18 protein-coding genes are annotated in these 20,492 nt (G+C 68.0%); 6 read left to right on the top strand and 12 right to left on the bottom strand.

What is annotated here, in order from left to right; all coding sequences use genetic code 11:
• Positions 1–8 precede the first annotated feature (8 nt).
• On the bottom strand, positions 9–3,239 hold the full coding sequence (locus tag O9271_RS01630; RefSeq protein ID WP_298265565.1) for a serine/threonine protein kinase: 3,231 nt from the start codon (positions 3,237–3,239) through the stop codon (positions 9–11).
• A 121-nt stretch (positions 3,240–3,360) separates the two neighbouring features.
• Between O9271_RS01630 and purD the strand changes: the two genes are divergently transcribed.
• From purD to O9271_RS01615, 3 genes are all read left to right on the top strand, one after another.
• Positions 3,361–4,641 (top strand): phosphoribosylamine--glycine ligase, encoded by a 1,281-nt coding sequence (purD, locus tag O9271_RS01625; RefSeq protein ID WP_298265563.1) that lies wholly within the window; start codon positions 3,361–3,363, stop codon positions 4,639–4,641.
• A gap of 164 nt (positions 4,642–4,805) precedes the next feature.
• Positions 4,806–5,660 (top strand): bifunctional DNA-formamidopyrimidine glycosylase/DNA-(apurinic or apyrimidinic site) lyase, encoded by an 855-nt coding sequence (gene mutM, locus O9271_RS01620; RefSeq protein ID WP_298265561.1) that lies wholly within the window; start codon positions 4,806–4,808, stop codon positions 5,658–5,660.
• The gene (locus O9271_RS01615) at positions 5,587–6,921 is read left to right on the top strand and encodes a GIY-YIG nuclease family protein (protein WP_298265559.1); all 1,335 of its coding nucleotides are present in this window, start codon (positions 5,587–5,589) and stop codon (positions 6,919–6,921) included. Before mutM ends, O9271_RS01615 begins: the two co-directional genes overlap by 74 nt.
• A gap of 72 nt (positions 6,922–6,993) precedes the next feature.
• Here O9271_RS01615 and O9271_RS01610 read toward each other — a convergent pair whose 3' ends face one another.
• The 6 genes from O9271_RS01610 to O9271_RS01585 are packed head-to-tail and all read right to left on the bottom strand — an operon-like array spanning position 6,994 to position 12,048.
• Positions 6,994–7,491, bottom strand: coding sequence for a metallophosphoesterase family protein (locus tag O9271_RS01610; protein WP_298265557.1), 498 nt, complete (start codon positions 7,489–7,491; stop codon positions 6,994–6,996).
• A gap of 8 nt (positions 7,492–7,499) precedes the next feature.
• Positions 7,500–8,180 carry a hypothetical protein gene (locus O9271_RS01605; RefSeq protein WP_298265555.1) on the bottom strand — a complete coding sequence of 227 codons (681 nt, stop codon included), beginning with the start codon at positions 8,178–8,180 and terminating at the stop codon, positions 7,500–7,502.
• 4 nt (positions 8,181–8,184) lie between these two features.
• Positions 8,185–8,793 (bottom strand): flavin prenyltransferase UbiX, encoded by a 609-nt coding sequence (locus O9271_RS01600; protein WP_298265553.1) that lies wholly within the window; start codon positions 8,791–8,793, stop codon positions 8,185–8,187.
• Positions 8,790–9,749 carry a UbiA-like polyprenyltransferase gene (locus tag O9271_RS01595; RefSeq protein ID WP_298265551.1) on the bottom strand — a complete coding sequence of 320 codons (960 nt, stop codon included), beginning with the start codon at positions 9,747–9,749 and terminating at the stop codon, positions 8,790–8,792. Before O9271_RS01595 ends, O9271_RS01600 begins: the two co-directional genes overlap by 4 nt.
• Before the next feature lie 7 nt (positions 9,750–9,756).
• Positions 9,757–11,241, bottom strand: a complete 1,485-nt coding sequence (locus tag O9271_RS01590) for a menaquinone biosynthesis decarboxylase (RefSeq protein WP_298265549.1) — start codon at positions 11,239–11,241, stop codon at positions 9,757–9,759.
• Positions 11,242–11,271: 30 nt separating this feature from the next.
• Positions 11,272–12,048 (bottom strand): ubiquinone/menaquinone biosynthesis methyltransferase, encoded by a 777-nt coding sequence (locus O9271_RS01585; protein WP_298265548.1) that lies wholly within the window; start codon positions 12,046–12,048, stop codon positions 11,272–11,274.
• A 142-nt stretch (positions 12,049–12,190) separates the two neighbouring features.
• Here O9271_RS01585 and O9271_RS01580 point away from each other — a divergent pair, with 142 nt between their 5' ends.
• The 3 genes from O9271_RS01580 to O9271_RS01570 all read left to right on the top strand — a co-directional run bounded on the left by O9271_RS01580 (position 12,191) and on the right by O9271_RS01570 (position 14,253).
• Positions 12,191–12,793, top strand: coding sequence for a sigma-70 family RNA polymerase sigma factor (locus O9271_RS01580; protein WP_298265546.1), 603 nt, complete (start codon positions 12,191–12,193; stop codon positions 12,791–12,793).
• 130 nt (positions 12,794–12,923) lie between these two features.
• Positions 12,924–13,508, top strand: coding sequence for a hypothetical protein (locus O9271_RS01575; protein ID WP_298265544.1), 585 nt, complete (start codon positions 12,924–12,926; stop codon positions 13,506–13,508).
• 16 nt (positions 13,509–13,524) lie between these two features.
• Entirely contained in the window at positions 13,525–14,253 is a 729-nt protein-coding gene (locus O9271_RS01570) for a hypothetical protein (RefSeq protein WP_298265542.1), read from the top strand.
• A 242-nt stretch (positions 14,254–14,495) separates the two neighbouring features.
• On the opposite strand, the gene O9271_RS01565 is transcribed toward O9271_RS01570, so the two are convergent.
• From O9271_RS01565 to O9271_RS01545, 5 genes are all read right to left on the bottom strand, one after another.
• Positions 14,496–15,245, bottom strand: coding sequence for an SAM-dependent chlorinase/fluorinase (locus O9271_RS01565; RefSeq protein ID WP_298265540.1), 750 nt, complete (start codon positions 15,243–15,245; stop codon positions 14,496–14,498).
• A 14-nt stretch (positions 15,246–15,259) separates the two neighbouring features.
• Positions 15,260–16,534, bottom strand: a complete 1,275-nt coding sequence (locus O9271_RS01560) for an MATE family efflux transporter (protein ID WP_298265538.1) — start codon at positions 16,532–16,534, stop codon at positions 15,260–15,262.
• Between the two features lie 67 nt (positions 16,535–16,601).
• Positions 16,602–17,762 (bottom strand): Mrp/NBP35 family ATP-binding protein, encoded by a 1,161-nt coding sequence (locus tag O9271_RS01555; protein WP_298265536.1) that lies wholly within the window; start codon positions 17,760–17,762, stop codon positions 16,602–16,604.
• 73 nt (positions 17,763–17,835) lie between these two features.
• Positions 17,836–18,879 carry a bifunctional oligoribonuclease/PAP phosphatase NrnA gene (locus O9271_RS01550; RefSeq protein WP_298265534.1) on the bottom strand — a complete coding sequence of 348 codons (1,044 nt, stop codon included), beginning with the start codon at positions 18,877–18,879 and terminating at the stop codon, positions 17,836–17,838.
• Positions 18,876–20,444 (bottom strand): amino acid permease, encoded by a 1,569-nt coding sequence (locus O9271_RS01545; protein WP_298265533.1) that lies wholly within the window; start codon positions 20,442–20,444, stop codon positions 18,876–18,878. Before O9271_RS01545 ends, O9271_RS01550 begins: the two co-directional genes overlap by 4 nt.
• Between the last annotated feature and the right edge of the window lie 48 nt (positions 20,445–20,492).

Here is a 20,492-nt window from a genome sequence, read left to right as displayed (position 1 = left end):
CCAGGCGTTCACCCCGTCCCCCGACGCAGGCGCTCCACGCGCGCGCGCACGTCGCGCACGACGGGCTGCAGCTCGGGGTCCGCGTTTTTCCACAAGGCCAGCAGCGTTTCGTAGTTCCGCAGGGCCAGTGCCTTGTTCCCCTTGTCTTCGTACAGGGCGCCGAGGCGCTCGAGTACCACGGCGTCGAACAACGGGCCTGACCCGCGCGTGTGGGCCGGCAACGTCGACGCGAGATACTGCTCCAACATCGTAATGGCACTGTCAGGTTGCTGCCCCGAGGCCAGGGCGAGTCCTACGGGTAGACCGTATGCCGCAACGCCCCATTCCGGGTAGCTGGTCATGGCCTCCCGCAGCAGGCGCATCCCCTCGGTTGTGCGCCCCGTCCGCAAGGCCAACTCCCCGCGCACCAGTGCCAGGATACGCCCGTCGCCCCGCGCGTTCCCTCGTTCGAAGCGTTTGCCGAGCAGGGCAACCATTTCTTCGGCTTCCTCGACCAGTCCGATGTGCGTGAGCGCGATGGCCCAGCTGCCATAGTCGCGATCGGCATCAGGCAGGGCCCGCCAGTCAAAGAGCCTGAGCGCCTCGCGGGCTGCGCGGCGGCCCCCGACGGTGTCGCCCATGAGCACCGCCCGCCGTTCGGCCTGTTGCAGCGACCGCCGCAGCGGCTCGAGGGTTTGTCCCTGTGCGCGTACGGCGCTGTCGGATGCGGCTGTGGTACGCTCCTGTTCACGAAGGCGACCCTGACGGAGCAGACTGCTGGCCAACGCCCCGTTGGCCTGGATGCGCACAATGAGGCGATCCGGATACCGCGCCAGAATGGCGCGCGCCTCCCGTTCGAGGGCCGGCGCCTCCTCCGGGTGGACGAAGCGCTGCAGCCGCATGCGCGCGGGCACATCCGAGTCGGCCCCCAGCACACGGGCCGCCGAATCGGCGAGCTGCCGGAGGGCGTCGAACTGCCCGGTGCCGCCGAGGACAGCCGCCAGATTCGTCCATCCGATGAGGACGCTCGGCTCGACGGAGAGCGCGTGCCGATAACTGCGTTCCGCGGCCTTGAAATCCCCGATCTCGACGAACTGGACGCCCAGATTGTTGAAGGCCGGGAAATAGCCGGAATCCCGCTGGGCCAGTGCCTCGAGGGCCGCAATGGCCTGGCGGTTGTCCTGCCGGGGACCGGTGGAAAAGTACGACGCCTCGGTCAGCAGCCGTTCGGATTCGCTCAGACGGTCGCGCAGCTCGTACGCCTTGGTCAGCAGACGCTGGACCTTGGCCACGTCCGCCGAACGTTGATTGTTCAGCGATACGGCATACTTGCGATAGGCCATGGCAAAGCCGGTGTCGAGCCGGATCGCCTCCTCCAGCAGGGGCGCCCCGGTGGCGAAGTCGTTGCGTTCCTCGATGGCACGCATACCCCGCACGTACAGCTTGAGCGCTTCCACGTTCGACGTGGTGACGCGCTCCAGTGGCGCCGCCGCCCGGATGTCCTTGAACGACTCGCCGATCCGTTCGCGCAGGGCTCTCGACAGTCGTTCCACGGCCGACAACAGGTCGTCCGGGTTGCTCGCCGTTTCACGAAATGCCCCGAGCTCCTCTCCCGTCTGCGTGGTGAGCAAGCGCGCCGCGACGACGTAGCCGCTGCCCAGCTGCACCACTTCGCCATCGACGATGGCCTTGATGCCGTCACGCGTTGCCACTTCGCGCGCCAGTGACAGATCGACAGGCGTGTCGTTCGGACGACGCATGAGTCGCAGCACATCGCGGACGTTCGCGCGCGACAGGACCCGAATACTGCGGGACTGTGCGAGGTCGGCGCGCAGCGCCTCGGTAATGGTCGTCCCCAAGGCCGTATCGCTGGCCGGGCTCTTGAAGTCGGTGAGAATGAGCTTCTCGTTCGCCGCGAGCGCCCCCTTGGCGATGAGCGACCCCATGGGACCGATCCCATACGCGCGCGCGGTCATGAAGGCGCCGAGTCCGAGCACGAACGTCGCGACGGCGATGCCGCCCCCCTTCCACGCCCGCTGCCACGAGACATGCGGACTGGCCTTGACGGCGAGCGTCGCCATCGTGCCCATGGGGACGGCTCTCCCACCGGGTGTGAGGGTGGGCGTGAGGGTGAGCTGCCGAGTGGCAGCGCGCTGCACCCAGCCGGTGAAGCCCAGGGCGACCAGCCCGATCGCCATGAGCACGGCGGCAACGGTCATGGCCCACGCCGGCAGCCCAACCGTGAGGGTGGCCGCCCAGGTGAGTGACAGGATCGCGGCGGTAAATGCTGCCCACAGAAAGAGCATGCGACTGAACGGCGCGGCGCCGCCCTGGCGCCACGTCGGGGGCGCCGCTGCCAATCCCGTCGTCACCACGCCCTCCAGCGTCCGCGACAGGTCGGCGGCCGTGCGCGGGCGCGCGTCCGGCTCCTTGGCGAGACAGGTCATGACCAGCTCGGCCAACGGCGCAGGCACATCCGGACGCAACTGCGCGATGGGCCGGGGCATCTCCGACATCTGCATGGCCAGCAGACGCGTCGGTGAATCGCTGACAAAAGGTGGCCGGCCAACCAGCATCTCGTACGCCATCGCACCGAATGCGTAGAGATCGGCGCGATGGTCGGTGCTGGCGTCACCGGCGGCCTGCTCCGGGGCCATGTAGGCGGGAGTCCCCACGGACATGCCGGCTCTGGTGAGCGTCATGCCGACCGGGGAAGACTTCTGCGACGCCGAGATGGCCTTGGCAATGCCGAAATCGGTGACGGTCGCGCTCCCTGCCGACAACAGCACATTGTCCGGCTTGATGTCGCGGTGAACCACCCCACGCCCGTGGGCAAAGGACAGGGCGCGCGCGACATCCCGGAGGATGGCTACCGTTTCGGATACCGACAACGGTCCATTGGCCAGATGCTGACGGAGCGAAGGGCCGTCCACGAAGGGCATCGTGAACCATGGGAGCCCCTCGGCATCGCCCGACGCGATCACCGGTACTACATGGGGATGCTGCAACTGGGCAGCAAGCAGCACCTCCCGCTTGAATCGATCAACGCTGACACCCGCCAACAACTCAGGCGCCAACACCTTGATCACCACGTGACGGTCAAGGGCGCGCTCGGTTGCAAGGTAGGTGCGGGACATGCCACCGCCGCCGAGCTCCCGCTCAATGACGTGCGTAGCCTCGAAAGCGCGCTGGAGCCTGGGGAGCAGATTATCCACGAGGAGCGGAATCGGGAGGCCGACCTTGGTCGACACGATGAACACGACGCGCGTATGTTACCGTTCGGCGCGAGGGACCGCCACCAAACGTCCCCGCGGCAGCTGCCGGGCAGCCCGTTCCAGCAGTGGTTCGACCGTCGGGGCTGCCGGACTACATTTCTCGTTCATGAAGATCCTCCTCCTCGGCTCGGGCGGCCGTGAACATGCCCTGGCGGACGCCCTCACGCGGGAAAACACGCCGGTCGAGCTGATCGCGGCGCCGGGCAATCCGGGCATCGCGGAACTCGCGCGGCTGGTGCGCGTCAACGCGAACGACCCGCGCGAGGTCGCCGCACTGGCGGAGGCGGAGCAGGTTACACTGGTGGTGGTGGGCCCCGAGGCGCCGCTTGCCGCCGGGGTGGTAGACCACCTGCAGCAGCGCGGCATCCCGGCGTTCGGCCCCACGATGGGCGCCGCGACGGTGGAAACGAGCAAGGCCGACACGAAGGCGCTCATGATGGCCGCCGGGATCCCCACGGCCCATGCCGAAACGCATCGCCGCGCACGCGAGGCGAAGGAGGCTGTCCGCAGCCGGTTTGGCGCCCCGGTGGTGATCAAGGCCAGCGGTCTGGCGGCGGGCAAGGGCGTGATCGTCTGCCAGACGGAGGCCGAGGCGTTCGACGCCATCGATCGCATCCTCGACGATCGGGTCTTCGGCGAGGCGGGCGCCGAGTGTCTCGTGGAGGCCTTCATGACCGGCGAGGAGCTTTCGCTCTTCGCGATTGCCGACGGTCATGATGTGCTGCCCATGATCGGTGCGCAGGACCACAAGCGCCTGCTGGAAGGGGACGAGGGGCCGAATACCGGCGGAATGGGGGCCTATACCCCCGTCTCGTTCTCCACCCCGTCGCTCGTGGATGACGTGACGGAGCGCATTTTCCTCCCCACGCTGCACGCGCTGCGCAAGCGCGGCACGCCGTTCACCGGCCTGCTGTACGCGGGGCTGATGCTCACGCCCGAGGGCCCGAAGGTGGTGGAGTTCAACTGTCGTTTCGGTGATCCCGAGACCCAGGCCATCCTACCCATGCTCACGAGCAGCCTGCTCGACCCCATCCTGGCTGTTTCACGTGGCGCGCGCATTGGCGGCATGGCACCGTTCTGTTGGCGGAGCGGTGCCAGCGTGACCACCGTGGTGGCATCGGGCGGCTATCCCGACGCGCCGCAGACGGGCTTCCCCGTGCATCTGCCGAGCTTCAGCGACTCCGTGCGCGTGTTCCATGCGGGTACGAAGCGCGGCGACCACGGCGACCTGCTCACGAGCGGTGGTCGCGTCTTCGCCGTGACCGCGCTCGCCGACAGTTTTGCCGAAGCACAGCAGGCGTCGCGCGACGCGGCCTCGCGCATCGAGTTCGAGGGGGCGGTGTACCGGCGCGATATCGGCTGGCGCGAAGCGTCGCGGGTGGGCTGAGCCGCTGGTGGGCGAGAGGACAGCTGGGACGCGTTCACACGGAGATCGCAGGGGGCGGTGAGGACACGGAGCACTGCTTTTTCGTGTGTGTTCCTTGCCGTTCTCCACGCCCTCACCGCCCTCCGCGAGCTCCGTGCTCACGCGTTTCCTCCCAGACCACGGCCATGCCCGAACTCCCCGAAACCGAAACGATTGCCCGCGACCTGCACGACATGGTCGTGGGCGCGGTTGTTTCCGGGGTGTCGGTGCCCCGCCCCGATGTGCTGCGTGAAGCCGACATCGAGGGGTTCGTGCTGGCGTTGGTGCGTCAGCCCATCCGTCGTGTCTGGCGTCGCGCCAAACTCATCGTGCTGGATATCGACGCGCGCCCCGAACTCGCGGCGCTCGAGCCGGCGTGGCGCATCGTGGTGCAACCCCGCTTCACCGGCGGCCTGGTGGTGGATGACGGCTCGCTCGAAGAGAGCGAGCGCGCCTATACCTGCGTGACCTTCGCGCTGCAGGACGGGCGGTCGCTGCACTACCGCGACGTGCGGCGGCTGGGCACCGTGGCCCTCATGGATCGCACGCGTTTTGCTGCCTACTCCGGAGCGCTTGGGCTCGAACCCCTTGACCACGCGACCGACGACGCTGCATTTTCGGGGTGTGTTCGGGTTACGCGTCAGGCCATCAAGATTGCGCTGATGGACCAGAAGCGGCTCGCCGGGGTGGGCAACATTTACGCAAACGAGGCGCTGTGGCTCGCCGGAATCGATCCGTCACGCGAAGCGTGCACGCTCAGCGCGCAGGAGCTGTCGAGACTGCGCACGGAACTGCGCGCGGTACTGGCGGCCAGCATCGCGGCGCGCGGCACCAGCTTTCGCGACTACCGGGATGCGCGCGGTGAACGGGGACGGTTTGTCGAACAGCTGGCCGCGTACGGTCGCGCCGGGGCACCCTGTCGCCGCTGTGGACGGCGCCTGGTCGGTACCCACGCCGTGGACGGACGCAGCACGGTCTTCTGCCCGGGGTGTCAGTCCTGAGCTGGCCAGCGGGCTTGCCGCCGCCCTCCCGCTCCCCCGGCGCCGCACGCGCCCCGCTCTCGCCACCCAGCTGGATCTCGCGGTTGGCACCCCGGAATCCGATGTCGCCCGTCTCAAGGCGCATGTGCGCGACAGCGCCCGCAACGAACCGGGCGTGTACCTCATGCGGGGGGCACACGGCGAAGTGCTGTACGTGGGCAAGAGTACGCAGGTGCGTACGCGGCTGTTGTCGTACTTCCGCCTGCCGTGGCCCGAGCATCGACACGCGCGCCTGCTGCGCGAGACGTCGCGCATCGAATGGGAGCCGCTCCCCAGCGAATTCGCCGCGCTCCTGCGGGAAGTGCGCCTCATTCGTGCCCACCTGCCCCGCTACAACGTGCGCTCGGCGCGACCGCTCGATAAGTGGTGGGTCATCACGATCGCCAGGGGACCGGCGCCGCGGTTGCGTATTCAGCGGGCCAGCGCCGCCGCGCGCTCGCGCGATGTGGCGCAAGTCATTGGCCCCTTCGCCTCACGGCGTCCGCTGCAGGACGCGTTGCGCGTGCTGAACGATGCGCTGGGGCTGCGTGACTGCAGTGATCGCGTCCCCATGCACACCAACGACAGCGCGGAACTGTTCGAACAGGCCCACCCGGCGCTGCAGCGTACGCCCGGGTGCCATCGGTACGAAACCCGACGCTGCCTCGGGCCGTGCATTGGTGCCACAAGCGAATACGCGTACCGCGCCCAGCTCACCCGTGCCAAAGCGGTGCTCGAGGGTCGCGACGATACGCCGCACCAGCACCTCGTGCGCGAAATGACGGTGGCCAGCGCGGCGCTCTCCTACGAACGTGCCGGGTGGCTGCGTGACCGGCTCACCGCGCTGCAGGAGTTCGACGCGCAGCTGTCGCGTGTGCGGGAGGCGCTCACGCGGCCAAGCTTCGTGTACGCGGTGCCTGGACGGGACGGCGACGATCGACTGTATCTGGTGCGGCACGGGCGGGTCATGGCCGAAGCCCGCTGCGGCGATCCACACGCGGTGAATGCTCTGCAGGCGCAGGAAATCAATGCCGTGCAGCCGCCAAGCGGCGCCATGGTGGATCAGCTCGACGAGCTGCTGCTGGTGGAGTCGTGGTTCCGCGGTCGCAACGGCGCCGATGCACTCGTGGCCGACACGGTGGTCGGGGCGCTGGAGAAACTGGCGATGCATGTGCAAACAGCAGGTCCACTGGCGACTACGAACTCACACTACGAACGAAAAACTCCCCCGGAGATCGCGTGATGTCCGGGGAAGTCTGGAGTTCGTAGTTCCAGTCTTCAGTCTTCAGTCGTCAGTCTCTTCCCCGCGCCTCCCCTACTCCGCGTCTCCCGGTATCCCCAACGGAATCAGCTCCACATCGGCCTGCCCTTCGTAGATGTACAGCTTGGCCACGCAGGGCTGCAGCTTGAAACGGCGCGGGCCGGCGGCGCCGGGATTCACGACCACGCGCCGCGCGGCCTTGGTGACCAGTTGCTGGTGCGTGTGCCCGTACACGATCACGTCGGCGGTGGGATATGCCCCCACCAGTTTGGGAGGCGTGGGGCTGCCCAACTCGTGCCCGTGGGTCACCACGATGCGCACGCCGTCGATCACGTCGTCGATGCGCTCCACCAGGTCGGGGCGTCCCGGCGCGTCGGTGTTGCCGAAGACCGCCCGGACGGGGGCGATGGTCGCCAGTTCGGTGAGGACATCGGCGGGACCCACGTCGCCGGCATGGAGGATCTGCGACACCCCCTGCAACGCCTCGAAGACTTCGGGGCGCACGAGGCCGTGCGTATCGGAAATGAGACCAATGATGGTCGCGCGCTTCATGGCGTTACTCAGGACAAGGGCGAATCAGGATGCTGGCGCAGCGCGCGACGGCGCTCGAGCTCGGCACGGGCTCCCTCGGCGTCACGGGTCCCGGGAAAGCGTTCGGCCAACCGGCGCAGCTCTGACATGGCCCGCGCCTCGTCGGCCAGCGGTCCAAGATACAGGTCCACGAGGCGGTGCGTTGCATACAGCTCGTCGGCGCGCGTGGCATCGGGGGCCTTGCGCAGCCGCATGAGCAGTTCGCGCGCGCGCGACGGGTCTCCCTCGGAACGCAGCCGCAGCTCGGCTTCGGCCCGCAGCAACGAGGCGCGATCACCGTGTTCGGCGCGCACCTGCGCGAATGCCTGCGAGGCCCCCTCGAGATCGCCGCGCGCGGCGAGCGCCTCGGCGTGGGAGTACACGACCGTGTCTCTGCCGCGTCCCCCCGGCTCGAGCACCGCCATCATGGTGCGTTCACTGACGGCCTGCATGACCCGCACACCGACAACGGTGAAGACGGCCCCCATGCCCCCACCGAGTGCCGCGACCCACAGCCGGGTGGGAAACGGCACGCGCGCCACCGACGCGAAGACGAACGAGACGGCACCGAAAGCCACCCAGGCGTACAGCAGCATGACGCCCTGGTTGCGGCGATCGCCACGTCGCTGACGCGCGACCTGCCGCTCGAGGAGGACCGGATCGAGCGTCATGGGGCTACGATGACGCACCCCAGCGCTTGCCCACCGTGTGCTCGAGCTGCAGGTGGTCGAGCACCCGCGCCACCATGAAGTCCACCAACTCGGCGATGGCCGTGGGCTGATGATAAAAGCCGGGGGCAGCGGGAATGACGGTGGCGCCGGCACGCGTCACGGCCGTCAGGTTCTCCAGGTGGATGAGCGAGAGCGGCGTCTCCCGTGGCACAAGAAGGAGCGGGCGACGCTCCTTGAGCGCCACATCGGCCGCGCGCTCCACCAGCGAGCGCGACGTACCGTGCGCGATGGCGCTCACGGTACCCATGCTGCACGGACAGACCACCATACCGCTGGTGCGCGCCGATCCGCTCGCCGGCGCAGCCCCCCGGTCATTGTCGTCGAAAACCGTGACCGTGGCGTCGAATGCCGCGGCCCCCACCTGTGCCCGCAGTGCGGCAAGGTCGCCAAGGCCGCTCTCCGTCTGCAGGAGGCGCCAGCCATGGCTCGACACGATGAGCCACGTGGGCACGCGCAGCGCCACCAGCGCCTGCAGCAGCCGCACCGCGTAGGGAGCGCCCGACGCCCCGGTAATGGCCAACACGACCGGATGACGGACGGACATGGCGCTCATGGAGTCTCCGGCAGCAGGAGGCGGGCGGTCAGCACGAACGCCAGAAAACCGAGGGAAATGAGTCCGTTCATGGTGAAGAATGCGGCATCGATGCGACTCAGGTCGTCGGCCTTCACGAGCCGATGCTCCCACAGCAGCATGAGGGCAATTCCCGCCACGGCGACCCACAGGATGCCCTGCACGAGTGGCGTCGCGTTGCCAAGCGGCTGCGCCGCCACCACGGCGGCGAAGCCGCCTACGGCCAGCACGTGGAGCAGGCGCGCAATGCCCACCGCGCGGTGCACCCCGAACGTGCTGGGCACACTGTGCAGGCCGTGCCGGGTGTCGAACGCCGCATCCTGCAGGGCATAGATCATGTCGAAGCCACCGCTCCAGCACACCACCGCGGCGGCCAGAACCAGCAGCAGCCACACCGGCTCACTCCACGCGCCGGTGACGGCGAGATAGCCACCCACCGGGGCAATGGACAGCCCGAGCCCCAACCAGAGGTGCGACCAGCGGGTGAATCGCTTGGTGTAGCTGTAGCCCAGCACCCACAGCAGCGCCACGGGCGACAGGGCCAGGCAGAGCGGGTTGAGCATGAAGCTGGCGAAAATGAACAGGGTGCTGCTCACCACGATACTCAGCTTCGCCTGTCCCACCGTGAGCGTGCCGGCCGGCAGTTCGCGCATGGCCGTGCGCGGGTTGAGCGCATCCACATCACGGTCGACGAGCCGGTTGAACGCCATGGCGGCGAAGCGCGCGCTCGTGAACGCCAGCAGCACCCACCCGACGATGGCTGGCGTTACCGGTGCCACCACGCTGGCGAAGATCACGCCGACCAGCGAGAAGGGCATCGCGAACACGGTGTGCGGCAGCTTCACGAAGTTGGCCAGACGCACGGGAAGCGACTGCCCGCGCATGAGCTGCCCATCCCGCGCGCCCTTGGGGGGCACGATGTTCGACGGCGTGCTCACGAGCGGCTCACGGCCTCGGGCCCAACCCGAGACTCGCCCACTTGGCATCGACCGCCTGCTTCGTGGCCGCGTCCATCTCGATTACCTTGGGCCACGCCCGTGTGAAGCCTTCCTCCGGCCATTTGCGTGTGGCGTCGATCCCCATCTTGCTGCCGTACGTGAAGGCGCGGCTGGCATGATCGAGCACGTCCACCGGCCCCATGGTGAAGCGCACGTCGCGCTGCGGGTCCATGTTGTTGAGCGCCACCCACCAGGCTTCCACCGGGTTGCGCACATTGATCTCCTTGTCCACCACCACCAGCACCTTGGCCAGCGACATGAGCCCCTGCCCCCACAAGGCGTGCATCACCTTGTCGGCATGGCCGGGATACTTCTTGTCGATGCTCACGAACACGAGGTTGTGAAACCCGCCCTCGGCCGGCATGTGGTAGTCCACGACTTCCGGCGTGGTAAGCTTGAGCAACGGCAGGAAGATGCGCTCGGTGGCGTGCCCGAGATAGAAGTCTTCCATGGGCGGGCGCCCCACGATGGTCGTGGAGTACACGGCGTTGCGTCGCATCGTCACCGCCGTCACGTGCACGCGCGGATACAGGTCGGCTTCGCTGTAGAAGCCCGTGTGGTCGCCGAACGGCCCTTCCACGACCAGCTCTTCAGCCGGGTCGATGTACCCCTCGATCACGAACTCCGCATCGGCGGGTACTTCGAGATCGTTGGTCACCGCCTTGGTGAGCCGCACCGGATCACGGCGCAGGAAGCCGGCGAAAAGAAACTCGTCGATGTTGGGCGGGAGCGGCGCGCTGGCGCTGAACATGCTGGCGGGATCGCTCCCCACCACGATGCACACCGGCATCTTCTCACCGCGCTCCGCCATCTGCCGCATGTGCTCGGCGCCCGTCTTGTGGCGCTGCCAGTGCATGGCCACATGCTTCTTGCCCAGCTGCTGCACGCGGTACATGCCCACATTGCGAATGCCGCGCACGGGGTCCTTGGAGATCACCGCGGTCATGGTGATGTACGGGCCACCGTCTTCCGGCCAGCAGTGCAGCACCGGAATCCGGTCGAGATCGATCTCGTCGCCCTGCCACACGATCTCCTGGCACGACGGCGACCCGCCCTTCACGCGCGGCGGAAACTTCGACACCTCCAGCAGCCGTGGCAACAACGACAGCTTGCCGAGGAACCCGTCGGGGACCTTGAGGTCCATGAGCTGTGTGATGCGCGCGCCAATGTCGTCGAGGTTCTCGACGCCGAGGGCGAGCGACATGCGCTTCATGGAGCCGAACAAGTTGATGGCCACCGGATACTGCGAGATGGTGCCATCGCGCAGCACCGGCTTCTCGAAGAGCAGCGCCTTGCCGCCCCCCGGCATCTTGGAGACCCGGTCGGCGATTTCGGTGAGTTCGAGATGCACCTTCACAGGCTGGGTGATGCGGTGCAGTTCGCCGATGCGATCGATCGCGTCGATGAATTCGGAAAGGGTATCGAGTGCCATGCGTGAAGGAGTCGCCCGCGAACGGGCTGGTTACACGGTGCCCGTGTGGATGGCCGCGATGCCGAGCGTGAGTCGCTCCCACGTCACGGTGGAGAACCCGGCGGCGCGCATGCGCTCGGCCAACGTCTCCTCCGTGGGGAAGTTCGCCACCGACATGGGGAGGTACGTATACGCCGACCGGTGTCCACTGACGAGGCGTCCGACGAACGGGAGCACGTGGTGGAAGTAGGCGAGGTACGCCGCTCGGACCAGCGCGAAGCGCGGCGTGGAGAATTCGAGAATGACGAAGCGCGCCCCCGGGCGCAGCACCCTGCGGACTTCACGCAGGCCGGCGTCGAGATCGGCCACATTCCGGATGCCGAAGGCCACGATGGCCCCATCGATGCTGGCTGCAGCGAAGGGCAGTTGCAGGGCATCGGCACCCACGGGCGTGAGCACCGCATACGGCGCCTTCCCCTTGCCATGCTGCAGCATGGGCACCGCGAAGTCGGCTCCGGCCACGAACCCTTGAAAGCCGGGCTGGCGAACCAGCAGCGCCCCCACATCGAGGGTGCCGGCGCACAGGTCGAGGTACGTGCCGGCAGGACGCGCATCCCAGTCGAGCGCGCGCAGCGCCCGCTTGCGCCAGCGCTTGTCGATGTTGAGGGAGAGTACGTGGTTGAGCAGGTCGTAGCGCGGCGCAATGTCGGAGAACATGCGCTGTACGTACTCGCGCTTCCCTTCGCCCTGGGCGGCGCTGGCGGCGACCTGCAGGCCATCCCCCGAGTGGCTCGACGCGGCGGAAGAAGCGTCCAAAATGCGTGGCATCCCGAAACATCGAGGGACGAGGCAAGCCGAGCAAGCGCAGGGATGCGGCTTTCGCGCGGCGATGGGACGAGGGGCCGGTCCGGAATCATTGGCCTTGTGGCTGGTCCCACCGCGAATGCTGGACTAGCTTTGGCCCCTGCGCATGCCAATGCCCGACGAGCTGGGAACACTCCCCGACGCCGATGTGGTCCGCCTCGCCCAGCAGGGGCGCGAGCTCGCGTTTCGCGAACTCGTGCGCCGCTACGAGCGGCCCGTGTTTTCTCTCGTCTTCCGCATGGTGCGCGACCGGGAAACCGCCGAGGACCTGGCGCAGGACGCCTTCGTGAAGGTCCTCAATCACATCGACAAGTACAGCCCCGAGTTCAAGTTCTCGAGCTGGCTGTTCAAGATCGCCAACAACGTCGCCATCGATCACCTGCGGCGGCGCAAGCTGGACACGATCAGCATGGACGGCAGCCCGCACGCGACGACGGCGTCGGAGGTGGAAGCGTCGTCGCTGGAGCTGGTGTCGGAGCAGGAAAGCGCGCTGGACGAGATGGAGGCGAAAGAGCTGGGCTCGGCCATCGAACGGGCCATCGCCTCCCTGCGCCCCGAGTATCGCGCCTGCATCATGCTGCGTCATGTGGAGGGGCGCGCCTACGAGGAAATCGCGGCCACGCTGGACCTCCCGCTCGGGACGGTGAAGACGTACATCCACCGTGCCCGGCACGAGCTCCGCAAGGCCCTCGAACCCCTGCGTCAGTGACCTGCCCCACCGACTTCCCGGCAGATGAGGCGGGCTTCAGCCGGCGTGCCCTTCCCTGTACCGAAATCCGCTGTATCTCCCTGAAACCTCGTCCCACTCCTGCCCGTAGGCCCCGCATGGAGGTACCTCAATGATCGATCGCCACCTCAGACCAGACGAAATCGAGCTCCTTCTCGACGGGGAAGAGGGCTTCGGCGTGGCCCAGTTGCGGGCCCACGCCGCTTCGTGTTCGGTATGCCAGGCCGAAATGGCCAGTGCGCAGGAGATCATGCTGGCGCTCGACGCCCTCCCCGACTTCGCCCCCTCGCCGGCGTTTGCCGACCGGGTCATGAGTCAGGTGCAGGTCTTCGAGCCGTGGCATGCGGCGGCCACCCGCACGGTGGAACAGTTCATCCCTGCCAGCCGTCCGGCCCGTCTGGCGGCCGGCCTCGCGGCTGCGGTAGGAGCAGGGCTGGCCACGGCAGGGGCAACCTGGGCCGTGGCCCGGGCCGACATGGGATTGCTGCTGGCCCAGCTGGGGCTGGAGCGCTTCCGGGAGCAGGTGGTGGCTGCGGGCAGCGATCTGGCGTCAACCATCCTTGGGCAGCCCGGGCTCGACGCCCTGCGCGGTAGCTCACCCGAAGTCATGGCCGTGGCGCTGGGTGGATTCGTGGCCGCGGCCGGCATGGGCGTGGTGGGCATCCGGGCGCTCGCCTCGTCGTCACGCACCCGCTGACGCACGGGAACCGGCCATGCTCTCCACCACGCTCGCCGCCGTCGCCGGGACCTTCGGCATTGGCCTGATCATCGGGCTGGTGGTGCTCATGACTGCCGAGGAGGCGCTGCTGGCCGTGGCCAAGAGTGCGGCGCGCGATGTAAGCGGCAGCTTCTGGGCGGGGGTACTCACGCAACTGCTGGCCGTGCCTGTGCTGGCGGTGCTGGTCATCGCCTGTGCGGTCACCATCATCGGCATTCTGGTCATTCCGGTAGCCGCGTTGGCCTGGGCGTTGGCGCTCTCTGGCGCCGTCACATTGGGTATCCTCGCCGTCGCCATGGTCATCGGCCGCGCCATCGCGGGGCGTGGCGGTGCCACCTCCGAGCGCAGCGCCGCGCTGCGTGGCCTCACGGTTGGGCTGGTGACGCTATCGCTGGTGTGGTTCGGCGCGGCCTTGGCCTCGAACGTTGCGGTACTCGGGGCCATCACCCGGCTCGTGGCGGTCGCCTTCACCTGGGCCGTAGCCACCGTGGGGCTGGGCGCCGTGGTCAAGAGCCGCATCGGGGTGTCCCACCTCAGCGTCAAGTTCAGCCGTTTCGACGCCGAAACGGGAGAACGCTTTACCGGCACGTGGAGCCCGTCCAGCAGCACTGGCGTGAACGAAGTGCAGGTGCCGGTGAGCTGGCAGACGCCCACGCCCGTGCAGGGTGTGGTGGCGGCGCCGAAGCCCAAGGCCGATGGGCAATCGGGGGCGAGTGGGCGGTAGGTCTGGCGTGGTTGCCGAAAGGCAGACGGCAGACGGCAGGAGCTACAGTGAGCAGGCGGCAGGGACGCGGTAGAACAAAACGGGCGCAGCCGCTTCGCGGCGCGCCCGATTTCCTTTGCGGGAGGGGCATCGGCGGCGGCGCGCAGCGCACGACGCCGTGTGGTTCTACCGAATGCCTGCCGTCTGCCCACTGTACTTCCTGCCGTCTGCCGTCTGCAGGAACGCCGCAGTGTCCCACGCCGTCACCCCAGCACCACCGCCGCCCCGCGCTCGATGCCAAGCGCCGCGGCCGCGTTCCCCTCCCGCACCGCCACCTCCACAAAGCCGCTCGACCCGATGAGGGCCACCAGCTCGCCGCGCGCTGCTTCGCCGTAGGTGCGCACGAGCCGGGCGGCGCGACCGCCGATCTTCACCATCCCGCTGCTGTCGCGCGTGAGCAGGTTGGTAATGATGTTGCCGAAGCGATCAATGGTGAGCACCTCGCCGTGCAGCAGGCCGTGGGCGTCGCGATGGGGAGGTGGCGTGCGCAGGCGCACGGGGCTCGTATACGACTCGCCGAGCTCCTCCAACGACGCGCCCAGCGCCAGCCGCGCGGCCACCGGGGCAAACACATCGCGTCCGTGAAAGGTCGCCGATGCCGCCGGGTCCACGGGGAGCTGCACCACGCGCGCGTCGAGCGAAAAGAGTGCCGGGGAGAGCACGCCGTTATCGGGACCCACGAGATAGCGTCCCTCGCTGGCAATCGCGATGGCCGCGCGTGCCGTGCCCACACCGGGATCGACCACCACCAGATGCACCGTCCCCACCGGGAAGCGCCGCCAGTAGCGCGCCACGGTCAGCCTGCCGAAGGCAATGTCCTGCGGCGGGATGTCGTGCGACAGATCCACAATGGGCACCGAGGGCGCCAGCGATACCAGCACCCCTTTCAGTTCGGCGACGTAGCCGTCGGCGGTACCGAAGTCGGTGAGGAGGGTGATGGCCGGCGTGGACATACGCCAAACGTGCGCTAAACGCGCACGCCGCGCCACCGCCCCGACCCCCAGAGCAGCACCATGAGCACGCCACGCGCCGCAGCGGTGAGGGCAATGGTCCACCACAGCCCCGACGTACCCCACACGCCGGCCGCCCACGCGCCCAGCGGTAGTCGCAGCGCCGTAATGCTCGTGCTGAGCAGCATCGGCACCAGCGTCCACCCCGCGCCGGCCATGGCACTTTCGAGCACCACCTCGGCGCCGAGAAACAGCTGCGAAAACGCGGAGATGCGCAGATAGCGCGCCGCCTCCGCTATGACGGCCGGATCGTCGGAGAAGATACCCGCAAACTCCTCGGCGAAGAGCAGACTGGCCACCGCCATGGCCACCCCCACCACACTCACGATGGCGGTGGACATCCACCCGGCGCGCGCGGCACGCGCAACATCGCCGGCACCGAGGCTCTGCCCCACGATGGCCGCCACGGCCGCGCCCATGCCGACACTGGCCACGTACACCACGCTCTCCATGCGAAAACCGAGGCCCAGTGCAGCCAGTGCGGGCGTACCGAACTGCGTGGTGATGCGCGTGAGCAGCACGTAGATGAAGCTGAACACCACGCCCGTTGCCGCAGCGGGTGCCCCGACGCGCACGATCGTGCCCAGCACCGGCCAACGTGGCCATCCCCACGTCAGCATCCCGCGACGTTGCAGGATGAGCACCCCGGCAAGGCACGCGAGTCCGCGCGGCACCAGCGTAGCCAACGCGGCGCCGCGTACCCCAAGCGCCGGAAACGGACCGAGGCCGCGAATGAGGAGCGGGTCAAGCGCCAGTCCCAGCACCGTGGTCGCCGCCAGAATCCAGAGCGGCGTACGGGTATCGCCCCGGGCGCGAAAGGCCGCATCGACGGCGAAGAAGCCGAAGATCAGCGGCATGCCAAGGAAGTACATGCCCAGATACGACCGGCCAATCGCACTGACGCGGTCGGTGGTCCCCAACAGATCGAAGAGTCCGCCGAGCACGAACGGCGTAGCCACGGCGATGGCGGCGCCAAGCAGCAAGGCCAGCACGAACCCATCGCCCACCGTACGCGCCGCGTCCTGTGGCCGTCGCTCACCATGCCGGCGCGCGGCGATGGCGTCGAGACCGATGCTCACCATCTCCCCCACGGAGATCACCAGCCACACCCAGAACACCGCGCCCGTGACGGCCGCCAGCGATTCCGCCCCGAGCGAGCGCCCGATCCAGAAGGTGTCGACGTTGTGAAAGGCCGTCATCAGCAGGTTCGCGATGACGGCCGGAAGCGCCACGCGGCGAATCGTCAGCGACAGGGGTTCGCCGACGAGTTCGCCGCGGGGCGACTCTGCTGACGTGGCGTCAGCCGTAGCGTTCGGCAACGCGCTGCATTACACGGTCGGCAATGGCGCTGAACGCCTTGGCCGCCTTCGATTCCGGTTCGGCCGACACGATGGGCCGACCCGTATCGCCGCCCTCCTGAATGCGCGGGTCGATGGGCACCTGCCCCAGCAGCGGCAGGTCGCACTCCTTGGCCAACCGTTCGCCGCCGCCGGTACCGAAGAGCGCGATGGGCTTGCCGGTCTCGGGGTTCTCGAAGTACGACATGTTCTCGACGATGCCGAGCACGGGCACCGCGGTGCGCTCGAACATCTTCACGCCGCGCAGGGCGTCGCCCACCGCCACCTGCTGCGGCGTGGTCACGACCACGGCACCGTGCACCTGCGTGGCCTGCACGAGCGAGAGCTGCGCGTCACCGGTGCCCGGCGGCATGTCCACGAGGAAGTAATCCAGCTGCCCCCAGTTCACGTCGCGCAGAAACTGCGTGATGATCTTCATCACGATGGGGCCGCGCCAGATCGCCGGCTGATCCTTCTCGATGAGGAAGCCCAGCGAGATGACCTTGATGCCGTGCGCTTCGAGCGGGATGATCTTTTCGTCGCGTACCGCCGGCGCCGCATCCACGCCCAGCATGAGGGGCATGTTGGGACCATAGATGTCGGCGTCCATGATGCCGACCCGCTTGCCGGCCTTCGCCAGCGAGATGGCGAGGTTCACCGCGACCGTGCTCTTGCCCACCCCGCCCTTCCCCGAGGAGATGGCGATGATGCGCCCCAGGTTGGGATACTGCACGGGATCGGGCACTTTGGGCGGGGCCTTCTGCGGCGTCGCATCCATGACCGGAAGCGCGCGGCCCATGCCGCCCGCGGCGGGAGCCTTGGGTTGATTCATGTTGGGAGCTGGTGTCGCCGGCGCACGTCGCGCCGGAGTGGGGTCGCTCTGGGCGGGATCGCGCACATCCACACGTACATCGCTCACTCCCTCGAGCGCTTCGATGGCCTGCCGGACATCACGCACGAGCGTGGCATCGTCTTCCGGGGCCAGCAGCAGCGTGAGGCGGACCTTGCCGTCGCGGGTGGTGGCGATATCGCGCACTTGCTCGGCGGCCATGACATCGGCGCCGGTACGCGGATTACGGACCGCGGCAAGAGCGCCGGTGATCCGTTCCATGAGTGGCTGCATAGGGAAGTAACGGGTTCGGAATTGCGATCCCGTAAGCTAGAGCCACCTGGGCGGCGGCGGAACTGCGCGGCCGCTACTCGTCCGTGAGCTCACCGCGCAGGTACGCGCGTGCCTCGGCCACCACCTGGGTGCGCACCTGATCGAGCGACCCGGTCATCATGGCTCCCGACGCCTTGCGGTGACCACCACCGCCGTACCGACGCGCGAACCGCTGCACGTCGACATCGCCGGTGCTGCGCAAGCTCACCTTGACCTTGCCATAGCCCAGGTCGCGGAAGAAAAGCGCCATGCGCGTGCCCGTAATGCTGCGCGGATGCTCCACGATGCCGTCGAGCTCCTCGCTGGTCACGTCGTAGCGCTCGGTGACCCCGGCATCCACCGAAATGTGCGAAAGGCCAAGATCGGGCTCGCTGACCAGCGTTCCGAGCGCCTCGCGCAACAGCTGCAACCGGCCAAGGCTCACCTGCGCATAGATGCGCCGGTACATCTCTTCCGGATTCACCCCAGCGGCCAGCAGCGCCGCGGCGATGCCATGCGCGCGCGGCGAGGTGTTGCTGTAGCGAAAGCTGCCGGTGTCGGTGAGGATGGCGGCGTACAGCGACTGGGCAATGGCTGGGGTGATCTCCAGCCCGAGCGTCACGGCGATGTCGTACACCAGCTCGGCAGTTGCACAGGCCGTCGTGTCAGCGACCGCCAGCGTACCCACCGGTTCGTCGCCGGCCACATGGTGGTCGATCACGGAAATGGGCACCGTGAGCGCCCGCACCGCATCGGCCAGCTGGCCCAGGCGCCGCACGTCGTTGATGTCGAGCACGACCAGGGCATCGACGTCGGCGAGCGCGGCAGCACCGTGTGCACTCGCCTCCTCCACATCGTCACCGAGCAGGAAGCCGAACATGGACGGCCACGGGGTGGGATTGACGATGCGGCAGCGAATGCCGCGCTGGGCGAGCAATCTCGCCAGCGCGGTTTCGCTGCCGCACCCGTCACCATCGGCATTGATGTGCGTGGACAGAGCCACGGTGGAACCCGGGCGGAGGGCGGCGAACCACTCGTGGATCGCCGCCTGTCGCGCCTCGGACGCACTCAGCAGCCCATCGGCCACAGCGTCGGTCATTTCTGTCCGGCTTCCTGCTTGCCAATCGTGGAGTTGCGCATGCCGTACAGGAAATACGTGGTCATGCCGATCGCGGTCCACGCGCCAAGCAGGGCCCAGGTCAGCCCGGGAAGCTGCAGCATCATGTAGATCGTGGCACCGGCCCCGAGCAGGGGCACCAGGGGCACCAGCGGCGTCTTGAACGGCCGCTCGAGTTCGGGGGAACGCGCGCGCAGCACCCACACGCCAATGCACACCGTGGCGAATGCCGCGAGCGTGCCACCCGACACCAGCTCACCGAGCAGGCCGAGGGGGAAGAAGCCGGCGATGACGATGGCGATGATGCCCACGATCCAGGTGGAGGCGGCCGGCGTCTGGTACACCGGATGCACCTTGGCAAAGATCTTGGGGAGCAGACCGTCGCGCGACATGGTGTAGAAGATGCGCGGCTGCCCCATGAGCATGACCAGCACGACCGACGACAGACCGGCCACGGCGCCGATGTTCACGAGGTACTCGAGCCACTTGAGCTGCGGCACGGCTTCGAGCGCGGCCGAGACCGGGTGCGGCACGCCCAGCGCCGTGTAGGGCGCCAGACCGGTCATGACCAGCGACATGAGGATGTACAGCACCGTGCAGATGAGCAGCGACGCGATCATGCCGATGGGCAGGTCGCGCTGCGGGTTCTTGGCTTCCTGCGCGGCGGTGGAGACGGCGTCGAAGCCGATGTAGGAGAAGAACACCACCGGTGCGGCGCGCAGCACACCGGACATGCCGTACTTCGTGCTGCCATCGGGGTTGGTGACCATCTCCGGAATGAACGGCGACCAGTTGTCGGTGTTCACGTACATGAAGCCGAAGCCGATGACGAGCAGCACGATGACCATCTTGATGGCCACGACGATGTTGTTGAACGTCGCCGATTCCTGCACGCCACGCACCAGCAGGAACGTGAGGGCGAGGATGAGCAGCACGGCCGGAAGGTTGATGAGCCCTTCGACCGGTGTGCCGCCGGCCGCGGTGCACGCTTCACGCACCACGAAGGCAGCCGAGGTGGTCGCGTCCATCAGGGTGGCGCCGGTGCCGTCGACGCAGGTGAAGGCGCGAACGACTTCATGCCCGTTGACCACCGTGAGCGGTGCCGAGGCGAAGGCGGCCGGGATGTGCACGCCCACTTCGTTCAGCATGGCGCTGAAGTAGCCCGACCACCCCACCGACACCGTGGCGGCGGCAAACAGGTACTCGAGGACCAGATTCCAGCCGATGAACCACGCCACGCCTTCACCCATGGTGGCGTAGCTGTAGGTGTACGCGGAACCGGCGATGGGAATCATCGACGCGAACTCGGCGTAGCACAGGCCGGCGAAGAGGCAGGCCAGGCCGGCGAGCACGAAGGAGAGCGACACACCGGGGCCGGCGAAGTTGGCCGCCGCCGTTCCGGTGAGCACGAAGATGCCGGCGCCGATGATGGCACCGATCCCAAGCATGGTGAGGTTGAGCGCGCCGAGCGTGCGCTTGAGGCCGCCCTCCGAGCTGGCGGCCTCGGCGCGGAGCGCCGTGATCGATTTCTTGGACCAGATGCCCATCAGCGGTGTGGTCTGGGTGGAACGGGCCGGGAGGGAGGTGGGGTGGCC

Origin of the sequence: Gemmatimonas sp. (genome assembly GCF_027531815.1) — a bacterium.
Classification (GTDB): domain Bacteria; phylum Gemmatimonadota; class Gemmatimonadetes; order Gemmatimonadales; family Gemmatimonadaceae; genus Gemmatimonas.
The sequence above is the reverse complement of the archived record's forward strand: the minus strand, read 5'-3'. Positions and strand labels throughout refer to the sequence as shown.

Bases quoted from the DNA above. Each gene is read 5' to 3' on its own strand.
- purD (WP_298265563.1), top strand. From the start codon at position 3,361: ATGAAGATCCTCCTCCTCGGCTCGGGCGGCCGTGAACATGCCCTGGCG.
- O9271_RS01585 (WP_298265548.1), bottom strand. From the start codon at position 12,048: ATGCCACGCATTTTGGACGCTTCTTCCGCCGCGTCGAGCCACTCGGGG.
- O9271_RS01610 (WP_298265557.1), bottom strand. From the start codon at position 7,491: ATGAAGCGCGCGACCATCATTGGTCTCATTTCCGATACGCACGGCCTC.
- O9271_RS01575 (WP_298265544.1), top strand. From the start codon at position 12,924: ATGATCGATCGCCACCTCAGACCAGACGAAATCGAGCTCCTTCTCGAC.
- O9271_RS01590 (WP_298265549.1), bottom strand. From the start codon at position 11,241: ATGGCACTCGATACCCTTTCCGAATTCATCGACGCGATCGATCGCATC.
- O9271_RS01550 (WP_298265534.1), bottom strand. From the start codon at position 18,879: ATGACCGACGCTGTGGCCGATGGGCTGCTGAGTGCGTCCGAGGCGCGA.
- O9271_RS01545 (WP_298265533.1), bottom strand. From the start codon at position 20,444: ATGGGCATCTGGTCCAAGAAATCGATCACGGCGCTCCGCGCCGAGGCC.
- O9271_RS01580 (WP_298265546.1), top strand. From the start codon at position 12,191: ATGCCAATGCCCGACGAGCTGGGAACACTCCCCGACGCCGATGTGGTC.
- mutM (WP_298265561.1), top strand. From the start codon at position 4,806: ATGCCCGAACTCCCCGAAACCGAAACGATTGCCCGCGACCTGCACGAC.
- O9271_RS01570 (WP_298265542.1), top strand. From the start codon at position 13,525: ATGCTCTCCACCACGCTCGCCGCCGTCGCCGGGACCTTCGGCATTGGC.
- O9271_RS01605 (WP_298265555.1), bottom strand. From the start codon at position 8,180: ATGACGCTCGATCCGGTCCTCCTCGAGCGGCAGGTCGCGCGTCAGCGA.
- O9271_RS01565 (WP_298265540.1), bottom strand. From the start codon at position 15,245: ATGTCCACGCCGGCCATCACCCTCCTCACCGACTTCGGTACCGCCGAC.
- O9271_RS01555 (WP_298265536.1), bottom strand. From the start codon at position 17,762: ATGCAGCCACTCATGGAACGGATCACCGGCGCTCTTGCCGCGGTCCGT.
- O9271_RS01600 (WP_298265553.1), bottom strand. From the start codon at position 8,793: ATGAGCGCCATGTCCGTCCGTCATCCGGTCGTGTTGGCCATTACCGGG.